We start from the raw sequence: 19,001 nt of genomic DNA on the forward strand, positions 1-19,001 counted from the left end.
GGTCGCCACCCAATCCCGTAGGAAGGATCGTGGTGACTCCAAGGAACAAATAGGAGTCTTACCCATGGCCAATCACAGCCAAGGTGCGTCTACGCACACCCAAATTTCCCCCTCGCATATTGCTACTGCGCTAATCGGTGCAAAACTGATTGCCTACCGTGTTAACCGTAAGCCTGAACAGCTTCACCAGTTGTTGGGCATGGCACGCATGGCCACCGCGCTAAAACTCCTCTCTTACCAAGAATATGACCAACTCCTGATCGAGCTAGAACGCCTATGCGTTGAGGGGGTGGGTAATGCTTAATTCATCCACCACCCCACGCCTTGAAGATGCGCTTTGCCTGACTGAGGCCGAATGCCTGCTGATTGACCCTCGTGCCAAAGCAGAAGATCTATTCGACCAGTGCGAAACCCGCCTGGAAGCGGCCAGCAATCTGATGATGACGTTAAGCATGCTCGACGCGCCGGGCGCTTGCGCCGATGCACGTGATCTAGCTCACGTCGCGCTATCTTCCCGCTTGTTGTTAGCCGATTCACTCGATTTGCTCATGGCTGCCCGCCGAGTAGCCAAAGGCCAAGCAACGCCTGCCAGGAAAGGGGGCGCACATGGCTAAGACGACCGTTCAAAAAATCCAGCAAGTGGCGGCAGTCGCGCTGAACAGCGCCGAAACTCTGCTGGCTGAGTGGCTGCCTGATGGGCAGCGCCAGGGCCGCGAGTGGGTCGCCCGCAATACAGCCCGCGCCGATGCCTGCCCTGGCTCGTTTGGCGTGTCGCTGGTGTCTGGCAAGTGGAACGACTTTGCTGACCAAGATGCCCACGGCGGGGATCTGGTTTCCTTGCTGAGCTACCTGCGTGGCTGCCGACAGCTTGAAGCCGCCATGTTGATTGATGAGCAGCTTGGGCTAGGCATCTTCCAACGTTCAGGCGCGTCTAACGCGCCGCTACCCAAACCCTGTGAGGTACCCACCAAAAGCCAGCTTAGCCAGCAAGCAGAAGCCGAGCGCCTAGCGACTCAAGAGCGCACCGCCCAGGCCGCACAGCGGCTTTGGCACTCGGCAGGCCCCGCTAACCCAGCGCACCCTTATTTAGTGGAAAAGGGGATCAAGCCGTACCACCTTCGCCAATCTGCCCAGGGGCAACTGTTGGTACCGCTTTATGCAGAAGGGCAGCTGGTCAACCTGCAATGCATCGACCAACACGGCCACAAGCGCTTTTTGAAAGGTGGTCGGGTACGGGGCGCGTATGCGCCCCTTGGCAAGGTGCAGGCAGGCCGCCAGCTTTTTATCTGTGAGGGATGGGCCACTGGCGCAACCCTTCACGCCCACACCCGCGAACCCGTGGCCTGCGCCATGAACGCGGGCAACCTCGCCGCCGTGGCCGAAACCTTACGCGAACGATACGACGCCCTGGACCTAGTGATAGCCGGGGATGACGACCGCTTAACCCCCGGCAACCCAGGCCGCACCGCCGCCAATGCAGCAGCGCTGGCCGTGGGTGCCCTGGTGCTGTTTCCCGTATGGCCACAAGACGCCCCCACCACACTCAGCGACTTTAACGACTTAGCTCGCTGGTATCGCCAGCAAAGGAACGCCACATGAGCGAGCAAATCACACGCGAACAGCAAGCCCACCTCTCCCTGGTGGGCAAGCCCACGGCGCCCAAGATCGATACCTTAGAGCGCCCCAGCTATGCGGTGTACGAAGGCCCCACCATGGTGGAAGGCAAGCAGTACCGGGCGGGCACGTGGTACCACGGGATCAAGCACACCAACAGCGACGAGGCAGGCCAGCCGTTCGACCTCTGGCTATGCGCGCCGCTGTACGTCAAAGCGGAAACGATCAACAGCGACGATGGCAGCGTTGGCCGCCTGCTGCGCTTCAAGCATCGCGGCCATGCCATTGAGTACGTCATGCCCATGGAAGCCTTGGCAGGCAAAGGGGAGGAGGTGCTGAAAGCCCTGCTACGCCAAGGGCTAGAGGTGGACTACCACCAGCGCCGCTATGTGCCTGCTTACATTGCTAGCCACCACGGCTTAACACGCATTTTGGCCACCACCACCAAGCCAGGGTGGCACGAGCGCAGCGGAGCTTTTGTGCTGCCTAGCCGGGTTTTAGGCGGTGAAGATGTGCGCTATCAGGACAGCGGCAAAGGCGCACTGCTGTTCTCAGAGCGGGGCACCTTGGAAGGCTGGAAAAGCGAGCTGGCTTACTACTGCCAGGGCAACCCGGTACTGATCCTATCCGTTTGCTGCGCACTTGCTGGCCCGTTGCTTTCAAAAGTAGGCGTCAATGGTGGCGGCGTGCATCTGGTGGGCGACTCCTCAAGTGGTAAATCACTCGCCCAGGCACTCGCCGCCACGGTATGGGGCGACCCCAGCCGCTTTGCCGCCTCTTGGGATATGTCGCGAGGCGGTATCGAGATTGAGGCATCGTCACGCAATGACACGGTGTTGATTCTGGACGAGATCAAACGCGCCGACCCCAAGCGGGTACAAGAAATGGCCTACGCCATCGCTAACGGCACGGGTAAGGGCACCATGACCCGTGAGCGGGAAGGGCGGCCCAAACTCTATTGGCGTGTTTTGGCGCTTTCCAGTGGTGAACGCTCGCTGTCTGAACATGCGGCCATTTCTGGCAATGCTGCCCATGCCGGGGCAGAACTACGCATGGTGGACGTCAACGCGGGTACGCGTACCTACCGTGCCTTTGACGATGTACACGGCATGAGCGGAGCCACCTTCCACAGAAAGCTGACCACGGCCACAGCGCACCACTTTGGCATGATTGGCCCAACCTTTGTGGCGCATTTACTCAAAGAAACCGACCCCGATTACTTTTATCGGCGGTTCGCTGAGGTACGCGACGGATTCAACTCTGATGGCCCCCAGGCGGGCAGGGTGGCGGATCGCTTCGCCATCATTGGACTAGCAGGAGAGCTGGCGACCACCTACGGGATTTTGCCGTGGGAAGAAGGGACCGCAGCTAATGCAAGCCGTCAGCTATTCCGCGAGTGGGTCGCCAGGGTAGGTGACGGGAACGCGGAAGATCGGCAAATACTTAGCGCGCTATCGGACTTCATCGCTATGCACGGTGATAGCCGCTTTTCCAACATCGCAGCTGAGCTGCCTAATCCAGGCATCAAGCACCGTGCGGGTTACTACGAGATAGAGGACAGAAAACGCCTGTATCTGTTCAACCGTGCCTCGCTGACCGAGGCCGCGGCAGGTTATGGCCGTGACCGCGTGATACGCACCCTAGAAACCTACAACGTGCTCGCTAAAACCGACAGTGGCCGCCGCCAGAAAAACTACCGCCTGCCAGGAGGAGGGAGCACGCGCTTTTTCGTCATTGATCCCGACAAGCTGGACGGTGAGCGAGGGGGCGAATGATGCAGGGGCTTTTTACGCGTGAACCTAGTTTCTGTGGCAACACTGGCTACAACGGCTACGCCCAGCAACCATGCGGGTTACAGGTGTTGCCTATTAATAAGAGAGGTGGCTACAAAGGCAACACATATCTTTATATCTATATAACCCCTGATTCTGTGCGTTGCCGTTTTAAAAAAGCGGCTACAGGTTTCCAAAAAAAATATCAACTAAATCAATGGTGTTACCGCTGTTGCCACGTTGCCCGCTTTTTTGAAAACAGTCAGGGGAATTATAGGGGGGAGACTTTGTTCGTCATCCGAACATTGGTTGACCGTCTCAGCGCCGCGACCCTTCCCCCTTCCTGGCAGGCGCTTTTTTCCTTACTTCTGTTTTCCCACCAGTGGGGCCTTGGCTCCACGTCTTCACCCTGCACCCCTAACGCCCAATGGAGGGCTTTATGAACCAGCCAGCAACTACATCTCAACAGTCCGACCGTGCCAGCAGCGAGGGCCAGACCATGGAAACAGCACAACCGGAAGCACAAGCACCCGCTAAAGGGGGAAAAGTCCCTGGACGCACATTTAACTATTTTTCGCCGCCTGACATTGTTGGAATAACCTCAGAAGAAGAGTTGAGTCTGAGCCTCGAAAAGCAACAAAAAAGCTACAATACGCGACGCCGAAAATTAACAGAAACATGCAGCGAGCTTGACCGACTCAAAAAAACGCTAAGTGCCTTGGAGCAGCAGGAAAAAGAGGCAGATGGGCAGTGGAAGCTTAGTTTTGTAAAAGGGTTCGGGAAGCAGAGCAAAACTGTACGTGACAAGATCAAACAGAAAGCTCAATCAAAGCTTGAGGCAGAGCAAATCCGAGAAATGATTGCACTGCTAGAGCCACAAGCGCAGTGGCTCAAAATGCATACTTATCTGGCTCGTAAATACCTGGTGGAGGTGCGAGGGCGCTTGCTAGAACTGACGGCACACAATCGACTCATCTCTGCCTTAGATGAACTATCTCAAAACACAGATTGTATGGCTCAGCTAGCGGAGGTAGTTCCTAACCTGCTAGATCGTATCGCCACAGATACCTGTAACGATCATGGCCTGATGGCCACGTTAGGGATTGATGCCGGCATGCAGAAAGGGCAGGCATACTTTGCGGTACTGAGTAGAGACGACACGGTACAGTTGAGCCACGAAATTACTAAGCGTCAAAAGGCAGCGCTTGGAGAGCTGTTCCTAAGCCGTATACCGATCAATAAGAAAAAAATGACCATCCCGGGTACGGAGGTGCCAGAGCGCCTAGCTTTTGAAGACTATGACGATGGTGGTTACTACTCACCTATCCGCTTCCCGCGAGAGTTGAAGGAACTGGAAGCCCAAATGGGCTACGTACCCACCATGGAAGAACTGGATAGCGACGATACCGCCGCCTAGCGCTCGATCACGCCCCTTAAGCCAAAGCCCCGCCCTTGTGCGGGGCTTTCTCGTTTCAAGGCACGAGCGAGGCTTACAGCGGCACACAGGGACTATATAGGCTGGTTGCCAAGGGGGAGGCCCCCCAGGCCGCCGCACCCTACGGCGCGTTGTCCCCCACCCGCCTGCGGTGTTCGCTTGTGGGCTAATTCTTCATGCACCCTCAAAATAAGCCAAAGCCCGCTGTTGCTGGGCTGTAGGCGGGATTTGGGTGCATGGAAGTCATGCGAAATCTTGCGGAATTTTACAGCTATTGAAGAATTGCGCGGAGAAAGCTATGTCGTTAAGCACTTGTGTGGAAGATGAGTAAAATTTACATGCCGAGCAGTACCTCAGCATGACGAGTAGTTCTTAAAAAGACGGTATCGCATGGCCTAAAGTAGTAGGCAAAAAGATAGTCTTATCGTGGTGAGATAGGTGATGATGTCTGAAGAATAATTACAATTTAGAATACTTTGATATATACCAATCTGCTTTTAAATACTTTTATTGCAAGCCATCAGAAATTATAGAAATTTCTGTCCAGGGTGGGTAATCCGGCATCATCAAGCTTTTGGAACAGGCCTCAGTATCAAACTAACTGCGTAGGAGGGAATGCTATGGGAAGCTCTGGTTCAGGTCGTTTTTCAGATTATCCTGGCACTAAAACCAGAGAAGTTGATGGAGATGGAACAGGTGTAGCTGGTGGCACTAGCGGCGTAGATAAATGCCAGCAAGCATTTCAGGTGCTGCTCGAAGATGTAGGCAATAGTGATTTTTATTCGAAATTCAGTAATGTTCCGGCTATTGGCGATCAGTTGGTAATTCGCTTTGATAAGAGCCGTGTTTTTGCACTTGATGTGAATGGTGTGAAAGTTGGCGCGCTCCCCACATCATTCAATTATCTAGTTGAGTGTATGGAAGATGGGGTGAGTTATGTCGGAGTAGTGAGCTCTTCCGCAGTATCACCCGTTCCAACTGTAGCTGCTGACTTTGTGGCGAAATGATTATGGCCAACAGTGACCAGGCCCTATTAGTCGTTGGTGAATTGGTAGTGGATTATACGCTCTCCCAGAATGGTGCGATGTGTAAGCTACGCTTAGGAGGCATCTGCCACGCTGCGAGGGGGCTATGGGCTTCAAAGATTGAATACTCGGTGGCAGCTTTCTGTCCGCGATACCTGATTGATGAAGCAAAAAGCTATCTCTTTGAGTTCGGATGCAAAGAGTTCATCTGGCTTGGTGATGTGGTTGGTGCCCCTAACGTAATCCTTATCGGTGATGTGGCAGAGGTTTCGCATCAAGGTTACGAAGATTTGATGCGTGATACCAAGGTAGTGAATTTTCACAACACGCTACCGAAACTCGACACTTATCAGAAGGTCGTTGTTTTTCCTGGTAAGTTTGATATCAACACCCTAGCCAGCTTGTTTACTGAAAATACTCAGTTCTCTATTGACATTGCATACGATGTTGAGGATCTCTCATCACTCAAAGCGCTCAGAGGTCGCTTAGAAGCTATCATTATCTCAACGTCGTCTTCCCTTTTTATGAGGCTAGGGGCGGGAAATGTCGAAGAACTGTTAGATGAAGTAAACACGCTTTCGCCGAAAGTGTTTCTGCTCAAAGAAAATCGTGGCGGCAGCCGACTCTTTTATATGCGAGATGGTGGCTTCGAAGAAATACCGGCTAAGTTGAGTCAAACTGTCAATTCAGTCGGCGTTGGTGATGTCTATTCCAGTGTAATGGTGGGGCTCTCTTACAAAGGCTGGTCCGAAGCAGCGTGGCGTGGAAGCCAAGCTGCCACTGTGTACTCCCAGACTACGTTTCCCGACGATATCAAGCGCGATATACAGCGGGGATTCCTACTGTCAGTGGAGATGCTGCAAGCACTTGGTGGGACGGTGCTCCCTTGGCATGACCGGCAAACATACTCAATCTATCTTGCCGGTCCTGATTTCTCGTATGTATCAAAGCCGGAGCTCGACCATGCTATAGACAGCCTCACATATCACAATTTCAAAGTGAGACGTCCCATTTTGGAAAATGGAGAGTTAAAGCGACCTGCAAGTGAGGCTGATCTGCAGCGAACATATCAGCTGGACTACAAGCTATTGAAGGAATGCGATGCGGTCTTCTCGATTCCTCTAGACCGTGATCCTGGCACGCTTGTTGAGCTTGGGATGGCCATTGAGATGGGAAAACCGGTTATCACCTATGACCCTCGGCGCGAAAATGAAAACACTATGGTGATCTCTGGAAGTTCAGTTTACTCCACGGATCTTGACGCGTGTCTCAACGGCACTTTCGAGGTTATTGCAGCACTTAGGGCTAAATCGCTATGAGACAGGCACTTTTACTAGCCTCAGGTGGGTTGGATTCAACAACTGTTGCATACCAGCTTGTTTCTGCAGATGTAGATGTCACACCAATTTTTTTCGATTATGGACAGCATTGTGTAGACGTTGAATGGAGTCGGGTGAACGAAGTTCTGCCCTCTAGCATGCGGCCACCTGAGCGCTTTGACATATCGAGCATCTTCCGGGGGTCGTCGTCGCGACTGATTCGTGAAGCAGATCTTTGGACTGAAGAAGTCAAAGATGACGACTTGTACATTCCCTACAGAACAATGATATTCTTCGCCGCCGCCGCGGCTCGCGCGCAAACCGTTGGAATATTGGATGTTTATACAGGTTTTATAAATAGTAATCATGCTAAAGAAATTGACTGTACTGCTGAGTTTATGGATAGCCTCGACGGACTTACTTCAAGCATCGGCCCCGTTCGTTTTCATTCACCGTTTCGGTATTGGTCAAAGGCTGAAGTAGCCAGTACTGCTGCTGAACTTGGTGTACCTATTGGACGCACATATTCATGCCAAGCAGCCGCAAATTTTCCTTGCGGTGCCTGTCCAAATTGTGTGGAGCGCCTGAACGCATTGAAAGAGGCAAAATTAGTATGACCAGCCCCGCCATTGAGATGCTGCTCATAGCACGACGCATCGCAAATTATGCGAAAGATGAAGGCGTGCTCTTGGGTGAGAGAAAAGCGCGTCTTACCTGTGATCACCTTGGGGCCGTTCTGGCGGATTCAGTCCTTCAAGCTGGGCTCAATTACACGACAGTCGTGCGCCCGCGGGTCTTAGACATTCTGCGTACTCATCCAGAGTGCCTTACTATTTCCTCACTGATCTCAGTTATTCAGAATGGAGGTTCGGGAGCATTTTTGAATTGGCGCCATCATGAGAAAATAAGCCGTTTCGAGGCTTTGGTAATTTTCCTCCATGGCTGGGGTATTGAAAATGCAGAAGATTTGCGTGCAGAATTGGGGACAGATGAATTTTGTTGTGCAATTCAAACCGTAAACGGCATTGGACCTAAGACAGTAGATTACATGGCTTGTCTAGTTGGTCTCGACACTATCGCAGTTGATCGTCACGTTCGCGCATTCGCGAAAGCGGTTAGTGTCGATAATGATGACTACCAATACCTTCGTGAGACCTTTTGCTACGCTGCTGACCTCCTCTCACTACCCCGTCGAGAGTTTGACGCCTGGCTCTGGCGTCGAGCTGTAGCTCCAGCTCAAGATCAAGCGCAGTTGGCCCTCGCAGTATAAGCAAATTTATTCACTGCTAGCTGTAGAAACTGATGGAGATATATGTCTGCTCCTCTTGGCGTAACCATTCTTAGAAAAGAGATGCGTCAAATCCAGATATATGTCTAAGATTACGGCCTCTCCAAAACTGAAATGGTATACAGGGAGGTATATTCTATTTTTCAATGACTAAGTGTTTTCTTTTAAATTAATTGCTTGGGGCTTTTGTTAAGCTCCTGCTCGGGGAGCCATTCTGTTTTTTCTTGCCTTTCAGTCCCACCTTTCTAGTAAGCAATCTCTACGTAGTTGCTAGCCTAAAACGACCATTTCGCATCCCTACAACCTGTTTATAATAACACTCAATGCCCTTGCTCAATGTTCTAAGGCATCCTGGGTGATTTTTTGTGCCTACCGGTTAGGGGGGTATAAACTGTTTTGGCTACTCATTTTTTGGAAGGTGTCCGTGGGAAAAGCTGCCAGCCTGAATGCATTGCAGGTGTTCAAGTGCCTAAGTGATGAGACGCGGTTAATGCTGGTGCTCTTGATCGCCCAAGAGCAATCGCTGTGCGTGTGTGAAATGACCTATGCGCTAGAGGAGTCGCAGCCTAAAGTGTCGCGTCATTTGGCCCAGTTGCGTCAGTGTGGCTTGCTATTCGATCAGCGAGAGGGGCAGTGGGTTTATTATCGTTTGTCGCCTCAACTACCTGGATGGGCGCAAGATATTATTCATGCAGGCGCTGAAGGCAGTGCGGTGCGGTTGAATACGCTTATTCAGCGATTAGTTAAGATGGGTGATCGGCCGACGCGGCGGGCAGCGCTATGCTGACTTGTCAATGCTCTCTCTTTGTGTAGGGCTTTGCGAAATAACGCCGTGCCTCTCAAGTACGCTTTCCAGCCAGAGTAAAAAAACGCGCACTTTGGGGGATAAGTTGCGTCGTTTGGTGAATAGAAAGGAGAGTGGGATTGATGGTGGCGGTGTGTCAGGCAGTATCTCCTTGAGTTCACCTCTTTCAAGAAGATGACGTACATCATAGGCGGGCACCTGAATTAAGCCCAGCCCAGATAAAGCCGCCGCGACATAGGCTTCGGCTCCGTCGACGGTAATGGCGCTGCGCATTTTGATTTCTATCAAGTGCTCGCCCTGCTGGAATTCCAGCGTCGCGTTTGAGGCTGGAAGCTGGGGAGAGTAGTTGATCAGTAAATGAGAGCTCAGGTCATCAAGCTTCTTTGGTAGCCCGTGGCGAGCCAAATAAGCGGGGCTGGCACAGGTCACGAAATCCACTTCGCCAAGAGGGCGGCAAACAAGGTCTGAGTCCAGAAGTACCCCGAGCCGCAGCACGCAGTCGACGCCATCAGCGACCAGGTCTACTTTCCTATCGCTTGCACTTATGTCAATCGTCAGGTGAGGGTGCTGGGCTATAAAGTCTGATAATGCAGGGAGGACGAGCCTGCGAGCGATGCGACTAGGAATGTCGACGCGAAGTCGACCGCTTAGACATAGATTGCCTGGCAGGAACATCTGCTCGGAGGTAGTTACTGCATCGACGATATTCTGTGCCGTTTCAAGAAACCGCCTACCATCCTGGGTTGGAACGACCTTACGAGTGCTGCGGAACAAAAGCTGCGTTTGCAGCCGGTCTTCCAATGCTTGGATTTCCGTTGAGACAGTAGAGCGCGGTATAGCCAGTGTCTCAGCTGCCCGCGTGAAATTTCCACTCTCCATCACTTGGATGAAGATTTGCATTTGCCTGATGCGATCCATTGCTATTGTTCGTATATTCCGACAGGTCTTGTCGATATTCGCATGTTTATCATGATCACACAACGCGTCATCTTATCCGTAAGCCGTTCTGCTGAACGGTGATGATACTTAACGTGAGGGATGAGCGATGTCTAATAATAGTATTGAAGGTAAAGTAGTTCTGATCGCTGGTGGTGCGAAGAACTTAGGTGGCTTGCTCGCGCAAGAATTTGCAAAAGCGGGGGCCAAAGCTGTAGCGATTCACTACAACAGTGATTCTGCTAAGCAGGCTGCTGAGCAAACCCTGGCATCAATTCGGGCGGCAGGAGCCGAGGCGGTCGCATTCCAGGCTGATCTCACTAGTGCGGCAGCCATGGAAAAACTCTTTCAAGATACCGTTGCCGCAGTGGGTAGGCCCGATATTGCCATCAATACCGTTGGTATGGTGGTTAAGCGGCCAATGGCAGAAGTGACCGAAGAGGCTTTTGATCAGTCGTGCGCAGTCAATGTTAAGGCGGCGTTCTTTTTCCTGAAGGAGGCAGGTAACTACGTTAACGATCATGGTAAGATCTGTACCCTAGTGACATCGCTCCTAGGGGCTTACACGCCATTTTATGCGGCTTATGAAGGGTTAAAAGCGCCCGTCGAGCACTTTACTCGGGCGGCATCAAAAGAGCTTGGGGAGCGGGGTATTTCTGTTACTGCGATTGGGCCAGGGCCGATGGATACGCCTTTCTTTTACCCTGCTGAAGGAGAGGATGCGGTTGCCTACCATAAGACAGCTGCAGCACTTTCGCCTTTCTCAAAAACCGGTCTGACTGATATTGAAGACATCGCCCCTTGGATTCTCTTCATGGTATCTGATGGTTGGTGGATGACGGGTCAGACAATACTTGTCAATGGTGGCTATACCACCAAATAAATTTATTTGGGGGCTGACGAACATCGCCGCTGGCTACCTTTTTAGATTCAAAGGAGACGTTTCATGCATACGGTTATGATCATCCTCGCTGGATTGGTATTGCTGGCGGTTTTTGTCGTCTTTGCTCGTATTGCTTCAATCCGATTCGCGCGGCTTCTGCCTGCTTATCTCGTAGTCTGGTTAATTTGTACTGCTACCAATATGTGGATTGGTGTCAGTCAGGCGGGCTACAGCGTAATGCAGGAGCTGCCGTTCTTGTTGATCGTTTTTACTGTACCTGCGCTGGTTGCTATTTTGTGGTCGCGGAGAAACTGAGGGAGGAGCGCCGCGAATTGCTGCTATTGAATATAGAGGGAATGTTTCATGAAAGCAACAATTTTTCACAATCTCGCGCCAAAGGCTGCGTTGCGCAATATTGGTCCGGGCGAAACTCCGCGTGTGACCAATGTTGAGCTGTTCTTCGACCTGGTCTATGTATTTGCAATTATTCAGCTTTCGCATTTCCTATTAGCCCACGACAATTGGGTAGGCGCGCTTGAGGCCGTTACGCTTTTTGCGGCGGCGTGGTGGGCGTGGAATTACACGTCATGGGCGACCAACTGGCTTGACCCGGATCATGCCAGTGGGCGCGTTCTGATGATTGTGCTCATGGCTTGCGCACTGCTAATGGCGATTGCGATCCCGCATGCTTTCTCCTCTCGTGCAGGCCTTTTCGTGGGTGCTTATGTTGCCATGGCGCTGATACGCGCGGGCTATATGTCCATCGTTTTTCGTGGCGAACAGATGGGGCGAAACTATGCACAGCTTTGCGCATGGAGTGCGATCTCGGGCGTGTTCTGGATTGCTGGCGTTGTGTTTCCAAGCGCTAGATTAGAGTTGTGGATCATCGCTGTAGTCATCGACTATTCCGCGCCCTATGCTGGTTTTTGGTTACCTGGTAAAGGAGCCACGCCAATGGATAGCTGGCCTTTGCGCGGCCTGCATCTTTTGGAGCGTAACCAGCAAGTCTTCATTATTGCGCTTGGTGAATCCATCCTGCTTTTGGGAGGCTTGCTCGTTAGTCAATCTTTGGGGGCGGGTGTCATCGCTGCTGCGGCTATCGGCTTTTTATTGATTATTACACTATGGTGGATCTATTTCGTGCATCTTGCTGAAGCAGGCGAGCACAGCTTTGAACATGCGGCTGATCATACGCGGCTGGCTCGGGCGGGCCTGGCCTATGCCCATGGAGTGATGGTCTGCGGTGCTATTGTGGTGGCTGTCGCTATCGAGCTGATTGTTGCCCATCCGCATGATGCCATTCATGCCCCAACGGCGTTGTTCGCTTTCGCTGGTCCAACGATCTTTTTGGTGGGATCGGCAATGTTTCATCGCACCATGGCCTCGAAACTGCCCGTCTGCTATCTGCTTGCCGGGGTAGCTCTTGCGGCTTGGGCCTGGCTGGTATTAACAATGCATCTTAATGGCCTGTGGTTAGGAGGCGGGGTGTTGGTCGTGATGATCACCCTGGCAGCAACCGCTCATCGCGAAGGGGCGGCAGTATGACTAGTGCTCCCTCTCGGCTTGGCGGTTTGCGGGTAACAATTGGCCTTTTAGTGGCAATTTTGTTGCACAATTTGACCTATCCATTATCGGGTGCGGAGGGTGTTTGGCCTGCGCTGTTTTATCTTTTTTATGGCTCTATCTTCGTCGTAGCGACCTTCTTGCTGTTGGCTGACCGCCGCTTGCGCGCGCTGGCGGTTGTCAGTGGAGCGGCTGTGATCGTGGCTGGACTGGCGAACTCCTATACTCCCGGTGCTTATACCACTCTGGCGGTTTATCTCACCTCCATCGCCTACCATCTTGTCATCGGCGTAGTGCTGGCACTTTATATCTTCCGCGCGACAGAGATGATGTCCGATGTGCTAGTGGCTGCCGCTTCGATATATCTGGTGATTGGATCAGGCTTTACTGCAATTTTTTCGCTAATTGAGTGGATCGCGCCAGGCTCTTTTGTAGTGTCGTCAGGGGTACCGATCAGCTGGCAGCAACTGTTTTATTATAGTTATGTCACGCTAACAACAGTGGGCTACGGTGATATTACCCCGCAAGGGTTCTACGCCCAGTCGTTTGCGATCTTCGAGGCAATGATTGGCGTGCTATATACGGTGATCCTGCTGTCGCGCCTGGTGGGCCTTCAGACGAGCACACAGCCAAAATAGCTGACAGTCAGTGCTTCGGCAAAGAGGGTTTTAAAGAGAGTTTTGGCGCAACAAGGGTAGCGTAATATCTACTCAGAAGCCGTCTCAAGAAGCTTTTTGAAGAGTATGTGTGAATGTACCAGTCCAGAAAATGGACTGGTACATTCATTGGTGGGGTCTCAGTATTTCGCCATGCGCTGTGCGCCCTGGAGGTGGGCGTAGTCGAGTAAGATTTCGGCGGCTTCTAGTACATGGGCGCGATCAACCGGCATGTCTTCATCCTTATCCTCCTCGTTGGCAGCGTCTGCATCACTACCTTCGGACTGCGAGTTATCACTGCGCGCATCCATCCACTCATCCAGCTCTGGCAGGTTTAAGGCGCGACGGCGTTGGTTTTCAAGCGAAAGCTGTTCAGCTTCTTGAGCTTCTAGCTCTCGTTGACGCTGTTCGCGGTTCAGGCTAACGCTGGTGTGCTGTTCGCGTAGCTGGCGAGCCAGAGTGGACTGGCGCTCTAGATAGCGGAAGTTAGGATTCTCATTGGCACGTTCTTGGTGTTGAGAGGTCAGGGCAGCGAGGCTGTTCTCCGGAGCGCCGTAGCGGCGGTACTGAACGTTCTGCACGGTATCCCAAGCAAGAGCATTATCTAGACTGCTTTCACCAATGCGTTCAGGGTCAATCAGGCTGGGGAATATAATGTCGGGCTCAACACCGCGGTTTTGGGTGCTATCACCTGAAATGCGGTAAAACTTGGCACGGGTAAGCTTGATTTGACCATGACTAAGATCATTGAGCGTTTGCACAGTGCCTTTGCCAAAGGTGGGGGCGCCTACCACTATGCCACGGCCATAATCTTGAATAGCGCCAGCAAAAATCTCCGATGCTGAAGCGGAAAGACGGTTAACCAGTACGGTGAGTGGCCCGTCGTAAGTCGTGCCTGCGTCGGTGTCGCCGTAGAGCTGAATGCGGCCTTGAGCATCGCGAACCTGTACGGTGGGGCCTCGGTCAATAAACAGGCCTATCAAGGAGTTGGCTTCTTGAAGTGCGCCACCGCCATTGTTACGAAGATCTAGGACAATACCTTCAATGCCTTCTTTCTTGAGACTTTCAATTTCTCGAGCGACGTCGCGGGTGGTGCTGCGATACTCATCTTCACCGGCTTGCCAGGCATCGAAGTCGACGTAGAACGTCGGAACGTCAATTACGCCAATGCGATGAGGTTGGCCGTCTCGCTCAATGTTTATCACTTCGCTATGCGCTGCCTGATCTTCCAGGCTGACGGTATCGCGAGTAATTTCAACAATTTGAGAGCGGGTCATGTCCACTGCTTGGGCAGGCACCACGTCCAGACGTACAACGGAGCCTTTAGGGCCGCGAATCAGGTCGACGACGTTGTCCAGGCGCATGCCTACCACATTGACCATGCCGCCTTCTTCTTGGCCCACGGCGATAATGCGGTCGGCGGGCTCAAGTACGCCCGCTCGATCGGCAGGGCCACCGGGAACCAGGCTGGCGACCTTGACGTATTCGCCATCGGCTTGAAGTAGTGCGCCGATACCTTCAAGTGAAAGGCTCATTTGAATATCAAACGATTCGCTTTGGCGAGGGGAGAGGTAGCTGGTGTGAGGGTCGATAGTGCCGGAGGCTGCCGCCATGATTAACCCAAAGACGTCCTCAGACTCTGACTGACGTAAGCGGGATAGTTGCCCTTCATAGCGCTGGCGTAGATTGCTTTCTATCTGCTCGTTATTTTGGTCGGTTAGAGCAAGCGTCAGTGCATCGTTTTTGAGTCGTTTACGCCATAGTTCGTCTAATTCACTTTCGCGGGTTGCCCATGGTGCATCTTCGCGATCGACTTCTAAGCGCTCGTCGCTATCGAATTCGAATGAAAGGCCTTCATCAAGGCGTTCTAGCAACCACTCTAGGCGGGCAGTGTGGCGTTCGCTGAGACGATTATAAAGTGCAAATGCATCGTCAAGATCACCATCGAAAAGTGCTTCAGCCATGTCGCGCTCTAAATGGCGGTAAGGCTCTATATCGCGGTTCAATAGGTAGGAGCGTTGGCCGTCCAGAATGTCTAGATAGCGTTGGAAAGCTTCCGCTGACCACTGCTCGTCGAAGTTAATATCGGCATAATGCCCATAGCGGAGTGAGTCCGCTATTTCCTCTGCCGCTTGGCGTTGTTCGTCGGTCGGCTCAAGTTGCGCCAGCGCTGCTGGGCTGGCAATGACCAGCATCACAGCAAGGGCGACCGAGCGCGAAAACGTTGCAAACAAGCTCATCAGTCAAGCTCTCCCGGATTTGTGTACACTTATTCTTCCCTAGACCCGCAGATAGCCTATGAGTTGCGTAGGCCGAGGGAGCATTGTAGCAGGTCATTTACCCTGTGATACTCAATCATTACTGTTATGAGGATTTCTATGTCCGAAGCTTTCAACGCGGACCGTGTAACGCGGCTATGTGATTTTCTGCACCAATCGCCTACGCCCTGGCATGCGACTCGCTGTATGGCGGAGCGTTTGGAGCAGGCGGGCTTTGTGCGTCTTGAAGAGACGGCTAACTGGCAGCTTGAGCCGGGCAAGCGTTATTACGTGACGCGCAATGATTCGTCAGTGATTGCATTTCAACTGCCTGCTGATAAGTTAACCAGCCTGCGCATGTTAGGTGCGCACACGGACAGCCCAGGGCTGCGTTTAAAGCCCAACGCCACCCAGTATGCCGCGGGATGGATGCAGTTGGGGGTGCAAGTATATGGTGGTGTGTTGTTAGCCCCGTGGTTTGATCGCGACTTGGGGTTGGCAGGGCGTGTGCATGTACGTCACGCCGATGGTCATTTAGAAAGTGTGCTACTAAATGTGGACCGGCCGATTGCCATGGTGCCTAGTTTGGCGATTCATTTAGACCGCGATGTTAATGCTGGACGTGTTATTAACCCGCAAACGCAAATGTCGCCTGTTGTGATGCAGAGTGATAGCGCGCAGCTTAGCGACTTATTGGCTGATTGGTTGGAAGAGCAGCATGGCTTACGTGCTGTGGAAGTTGTTGACTTTGAGTTGGGGTTTTATGACGTACAGCCGCCATCGTTGGTAGGGTTGCGTCAGGAGTTGGTCGCCAGTGCGCGGCTAGACAACTTGTTGTCGTGTTTTGTGGGACTCGAGGCGATGCTAGCGTGTGATGCTAGTCAGGGAGCCTTGCTGGTGGCCAACGACCATGAAGAGGTGGGTAGTGCCAGCGCCTGCGGTGCTCAGGGACCTTTCTTGGGTGATGTACTGAAGCGTTTAAATGCCCAAGTAGGTGGTGCGACTGAAGAATCGCTGATCCAGTTGATTCAGTCATCGCTTATGATTTCATGCGATAACGCTCACGCTTTACACCCTAATTTCCAAGATAAACACGATGAACGTCATGGCCCTGCTATCAATGGTGGTCCAGTTATTAAGGTAAATGCTAATCAGCGTTATGCCACTAACAGTGTAACGGGGGCGCTGTTTCGGGATGTGTGTCGTGAGGCCGATGTGCCCGTGCAGTCGTTTGTTACTCGTTCAGATATGGGGTGTGGTAGCACTATTGGACCGATTACGGCGACTGAGGTGGGGGTGCCGACGATTGATGTAGGGCTTCCCCAGTGGGCAATGCATTCTGTACGTGAAACAGCAGGAACACGCGATGTTGATTATTTGACCCGAGCGTTGACGGTGTTTTTGAATCGTTCTGAGTTGTGCTGAGTACATTGCTGGTCAATAACGAAAAAAGCCCGCTAACTGAGTCAGCGGGCTTTTAATATTCGTGTGGTGGCTACGCCCTGATTTGAACAGGGGACCCCATCATTATGAGTGATGTGCTCTAACCAGCTGAGCTACGTAGCCATTCAACGGGGGCGAATATTACTCAGTAGCCCGCCGTTCGTCAAGTGTTTCTTTTTTGTTTATCAAGCGGCAGCTGGTCAGACGTTAAAACGGAAATGAATAACATCGCCATCTTTAACGATGTAATCCTTACCTTCTAAGCGCCATTTGCCAGCATCTTTAGCCCCTTGCTCGCCATTGAGTGCGACAAAGTCTTCGTAAGCAACCACTTCCGCGCGGATAAAACCTTTCTGGAAATCGGTGTGAATCACGCCAGCGGCTTCAGGGGCGCTGGCGCCTTCTTTTACTGTCCAGGCGCGGACTTCTTTAACGCCAGCGGTGAAATATGTTTGTAGGCCAAGCAGGGCATAGCCTGCACGAATGACGCGATCAAGCCCTGGTTCTTCCATGCCCATTTCTGATAGGAACATGCTGCGCTCTTCGTCATCCAGCTCGGCAATCTCAGCTTCTAGCTGGTTGCATACCGGCACCACTGCGGCGCCTTCTTCTGCCGCAATCTCATTAACGATGTCTAGGTAGGGATTGTTCTCGAAGCCATCTTCGTTAACGTTGGCAATGTACATGGTGGGCTTGAGCGTTAAGAAGCCAAAGCTCTTAATCTGGCGCTTCTCATCGTCATCAAGACCAAAACTGCGCAGCGGCATACCTTCAGCGAGGTGTGGCTGAATGCGGTCAAGAATGGCCTTGGTGGCGGTGGCATCTTTGTCGCCGCCTTTCACTGCACGAACGAGGCGTTGGCTGGCTTTTTCAACGGTATCCAGGTCGGCAAGTGCCAGTTCCAGGTTGATGGTTTCAATATCTGCCCGTGGGTCCACTTGGTTGGCAACGTGGATTACGTTGTCGTTATCAAAGCAGCGTACGACATGGGCGATCGCCTGGGTTTCGCGAATATTGGCCAAGAACTTGTTGCCCAAGCCTTCGCCTTTGGATGCTCCGGCGACTAAGCCTGCGATATCGACAAATTCCATTGTTGTCGGCAGCACTTTTTGTGGCTTGACGATCTCCGCAAGCTTATCAAGTCGCGGGTCTGGCATTGGTACGATGCCTACGTTCGGCTCAATGGTGCAGAATGGGAAGTTTTCTGCATCAATACCTGATTTGGTCAGCGCATTAAAAAGCGTGGATTTGCCTACATTAGGTAGGCCGACGATACCGCAGTTAAAGCCCATAAATTACTTCCTGGCCGCTAGGGCAGCGCAACAAGGGAAGCGTCTGCCAATATTGAAAAAAAGGCGTGCTGGAACGCCTGATTCTAAGGGTGTTTATAAAGTGTGCTGCTATTTTACGCTATGAAGGCGGTTCATGGCTTTAGCCCAGTCGCCAGAGAGTGCAAGTGGTAGTGTAGCCAGACACTCATCCAAAGCGCTTTCAATGGCTTCCCGTTCGGCTTTGCCGGGTCGGCCTAGCACATAGTTAACGACCTGACGTGCTTCTCCTGGGTGGCCAATGCCAATTCTTACCCGATGAAACTGCTTCTGGTTGCCTAAGGCGCTAATGATGTCTCGCAGGCCGTTATGACCGCCATGGCCACCGCCGGTCTTGTAGCGTGCCTGTCCTGGGGGAAGGTCTAGCTCATCATGAGCAACCAGTAAATTGTCAGGCGTTAGTTTGAAAAACTGTGCAAGTGCTGCAACGGCAGCACCGCTACGATTCATAAAAGTAGTGGGATTGAGAAGGTGCAGTTCATGGTCGCCAACACGTGCTTTGGCGTACAGGCCCAAAAATTTCTTTTCCGAGCGAAGCTCTGTGTGCGCACTGCGAGCAATGGCGTCTACCAGCCAAAAGCCCGCATTATGGCGAGTTGCATCGTATTCTGCACCGGGGTTTCCCAGGCCAATAATGGCCGTTACCTGGCTCATTGTCCCACCTCATAAAAATTTC

General features: G+C 52.4%; 19 protein-coding genes and 1 tRNA gene. 15 read left to right on the top strand and 5 right to left on the bottom strand.

The window, feature by feature from the left end; genetic code table 11:
- Positions 1-64: 64 nt before the first annotated feature.
- From NDQ72_06655 to NDQ72_06700, 10 genes are all read left to right on the top strand, one after another.
- Entirely contained in the window at positions 65-304 is a 240-nt protein-coding gene (locus NDQ72_06655) for a hypothetical protein (GenBank protein WKD29617.1), read from the top strand.
- Positions 297-614: a hypothetical protein gene (locus NDQ72_06660; GenBank protein ID WKD29618.1), complete on the top strand. Its 318-nt coding sequence runs from the start codon at positions 297-299 to the stop codon at positions 612-614. The genes NDQ72_06655 and NDQ72_06660 overlap by 8 nt, the downstream gene beginning before the upstream one ends.
- Complete coding sequence (locus NDQ72_06665) at positions 607-1,599, top strand: toprim domain-containing protein (protein ID WKD29619.1); 993 nt, start codon at positions 607-609, stop codon at positions 1,597-1,599. Before NDQ72_06660 ends, NDQ72_06665 begins: the two co-directional genes overlap by 8 nt.
- On the top strand, positions 1,596-3,389 hold the full coding sequence (locus tag NDQ72_06670) for a DUF927 domain-containing protein (GenBank protein ID WKD29620.1): 1,794 nt from the start codon (positions 1,596-1,598) through the stop codon (positions 3,387-3,389). The genes NDQ72_06665 and NDQ72_06670 overlap by 4 nt, the downstream gene beginning before the upstream one ends.
- Before the next feature lie 436 nt (positions 3,390-3,825).
- Positions 3,826-4,803, top strand: coding sequence for a DUF3110 domain-containing protein (locus tag NDQ72_06675; GenBank protein ID WKD29621.1), 978 nt, complete (start codon positions 3,826-3,828; stop codon positions 4,801-4,803).
- A 638-nt stretch (positions 4,804-5,441) separates the two neighbouring features.
- Entirely contained in the window at positions 5,442-5,828 is a 387-nt protein-coding gene (locus tag NDQ72_06680) for a hypothetical protein (GenBank protein WKD29622.1), read from the top strand.
- A gap of 2 nt (positions 5,829-5,830) precedes the next feature.
- Positions 5,831-7,165, top strand: coding sequence for a nucleoside 2-deoxyribosyltransferase (locus NDQ72_06685; protein ID WKD29623.1), 1,335 nt, complete (start codon positions 5,831-5,833; stop codon positions 7,163-7,165).
- Positions 7,162-7,782 (top strand): 7-cyano-7-deazaguanine synthase, encoded by a 621-nt coding sequence (locus NDQ72_06690; protein ID WKD29624.1) that lies wholly within the window; start codon positions 7,162-7,164, stop codon positions 7,780-7,782. The genes NDQ72_06685 and NDQ72_06690 overlap by 4 nt, the downstream gene beginning before the upstream one ends.
- Complete coding sequence (locus tag NDQ72_06695) at positions 7,779-8,435, top strand: hypothetical protein (protein ID WKD29625.1); 657 nt, start codon at positions 7,779-7,781, stop codon at positions 8,433-8,435. The genes NDQ72_06690 and NDQ72_06695 overlap by 4 nt, the downstream gene beginning before the upstream one ends.
- Positions 8,436-8,877: 442 nt before the next feature.
- Entirely contained in the window at positions 8,878-9,240 is a 363-nt protein-coding gene (locus NDQ72_06700) for a metalloregulator ArsR/SmtB family transcription factor (GenBank protein WKD29626.1), read from the top strand.
- Here NDQ72_06700 and NDQ72_06705 read toward each other — a convergent pair.
- Positions 9,232-10,176 (bottom strand): LysR family transcriptional regulator, encoded by a 945-nt coding sequence (locus tag NDQ72_06705; protein WKD29627.1) that lies wholly within the window; start codon positions 10,174-10,176, stop codon positions 9,232-9,234. The genes NDQ72_06700 and NDQ72_06705 overlap by 9 nt on opposite strands.
- Positions 10,177-10,303: 127 nt before the next feature.
- On the opposite strand from NDQ72_06705, the gene NDQ72_06710 reads away from it, so the two are divergent.
- The 4 genes from NDQ72_06710 (at position 10,304) to NDQ72_06725 (ending at position 13,278) form a co-directional block, all read left to right on the top strand.
- Complete coding sequence (locus NDQ72_06710) at positions 10,304-11,077, top strand: SDR family oxidoreductase (protein ID WKD29628.1); 774 nt, start codon at positions 10,304-10,306, stop codon at positions 11,075-11,077.
- 63 nt (positions 11,078-11,140) lie between these two features.
- Positions 11,141-11,392 carry a hypothetical protein gene (locus NDQ72_06715; GenBank protein WKD29629.1) on the top strand — a complete coding sequence of 84 codons (252 nt, stop codon included), beginning with the start codon at positions 11,141-11,143 and terminating at the stop codon, positions 11,390-11,392.
- 48 nt (positions 11,393-11,440) lie between these two features.
- Positions 11,441-12,622 carry a low temperature requirement protein A gene (locus NDQ72_06720; GenBank protein ID WKD29630.1) on the top strand — a complete coding sequence of 394 codons (1,182 nt, stop codon included), beginning with the start codon at positions 11,441-11,443 and terminating at the stop codon, positions 12,620-12,622.
- Entirely contained in the window at positions 12,619-13,278 is a 660-nt protein-coding gene (locus tag NDQ72_06725; protein WKD29631.1) for a potassium channel family protein, read from the top strand. Before NDQ72_06720 ends, NDQ72_06725 begins: the two co-directional genes overlap by 4 nt.
- A 158-nt stretch (positions 13,279-13,436) precedes the next feature.
- Here the strand turns inward: NDQ72_06725 and NDQ72_06730 are convergent, their stop codons facing one another.
- A complete protein-coding gene (locus tag NDQ72_06730) occupies positions 13,437-15,536 on the bottom strand; it encodes a carboxy terminal-processing peptidase (GenBank protein WKD29632.1) in 2,100 nt (699 codons plus the stop codon).
- Positions 15,537-15,674: 138 nt separating this feature from the next.
- Between NDQ72_06730 and NDQ72_06735 the strand changes: the two genes are divergently transcribed.
- Positions 15,675-16,979: a M18 family aminopeptidase gene (locus tag NDQ72_06735; protein WKD29633.1), complete on the top strand. Its 1,305-nt coding sequence runs from the start codon at positions 15,675-15,677 to the stop codon at positions 16,977-16,979.
- Positions 16,980-17,043: 64 nt separating this feature from the next.
- Here NDQ72_06735 and NDQ72_06740 read toward each other — a convergent pair.
- From NDQ72_06740 to pth, 3 genes are all read right to left on the bottom strand, one after another.
- Positions 17,044-17,120: transfer RNA gene (locus NDQ72_06740), tRNA-Met, on the bottom strand.
- A 77-nt stretch (positions 17,121-17,197) separates the two neighbouring features.
- Positions 17,198-18,289 (bottom strand): redox-regulated ATPase YchF, encoded by a 1,092-nt coding sequence (gene ychF / locus NDQ72_06745; GenBank protein ID WKD29634.1) that lies wholly within the window; start codon positions 18,287-18,289, stop codon positions 17,198-17,200.
- Between the two features lie 108 nt (positions 18,290-18,397).
- Complete coding sequence (pth, locus tag NDQ72_06750; GenBank protein WKD29635.1) at positions 18,398-18,979, bottom strand: aminoacyl-tRNA hydrolase; 582 nt, start codon at positions 18,977-18,979, stop codon at positions 18,398-18,400.
- Positions 18,980-19,001: the final 22 nt, after the last annotated feature.

The organism is Halomonas sp. KG2 (genome assembly GCA_030440445.1).
Classification (GTDB): Bacteria; Pseudomonadota; Gammaproteobacteria; order Pseudomonadales; family Halomonadaceae; genus Vreelandella.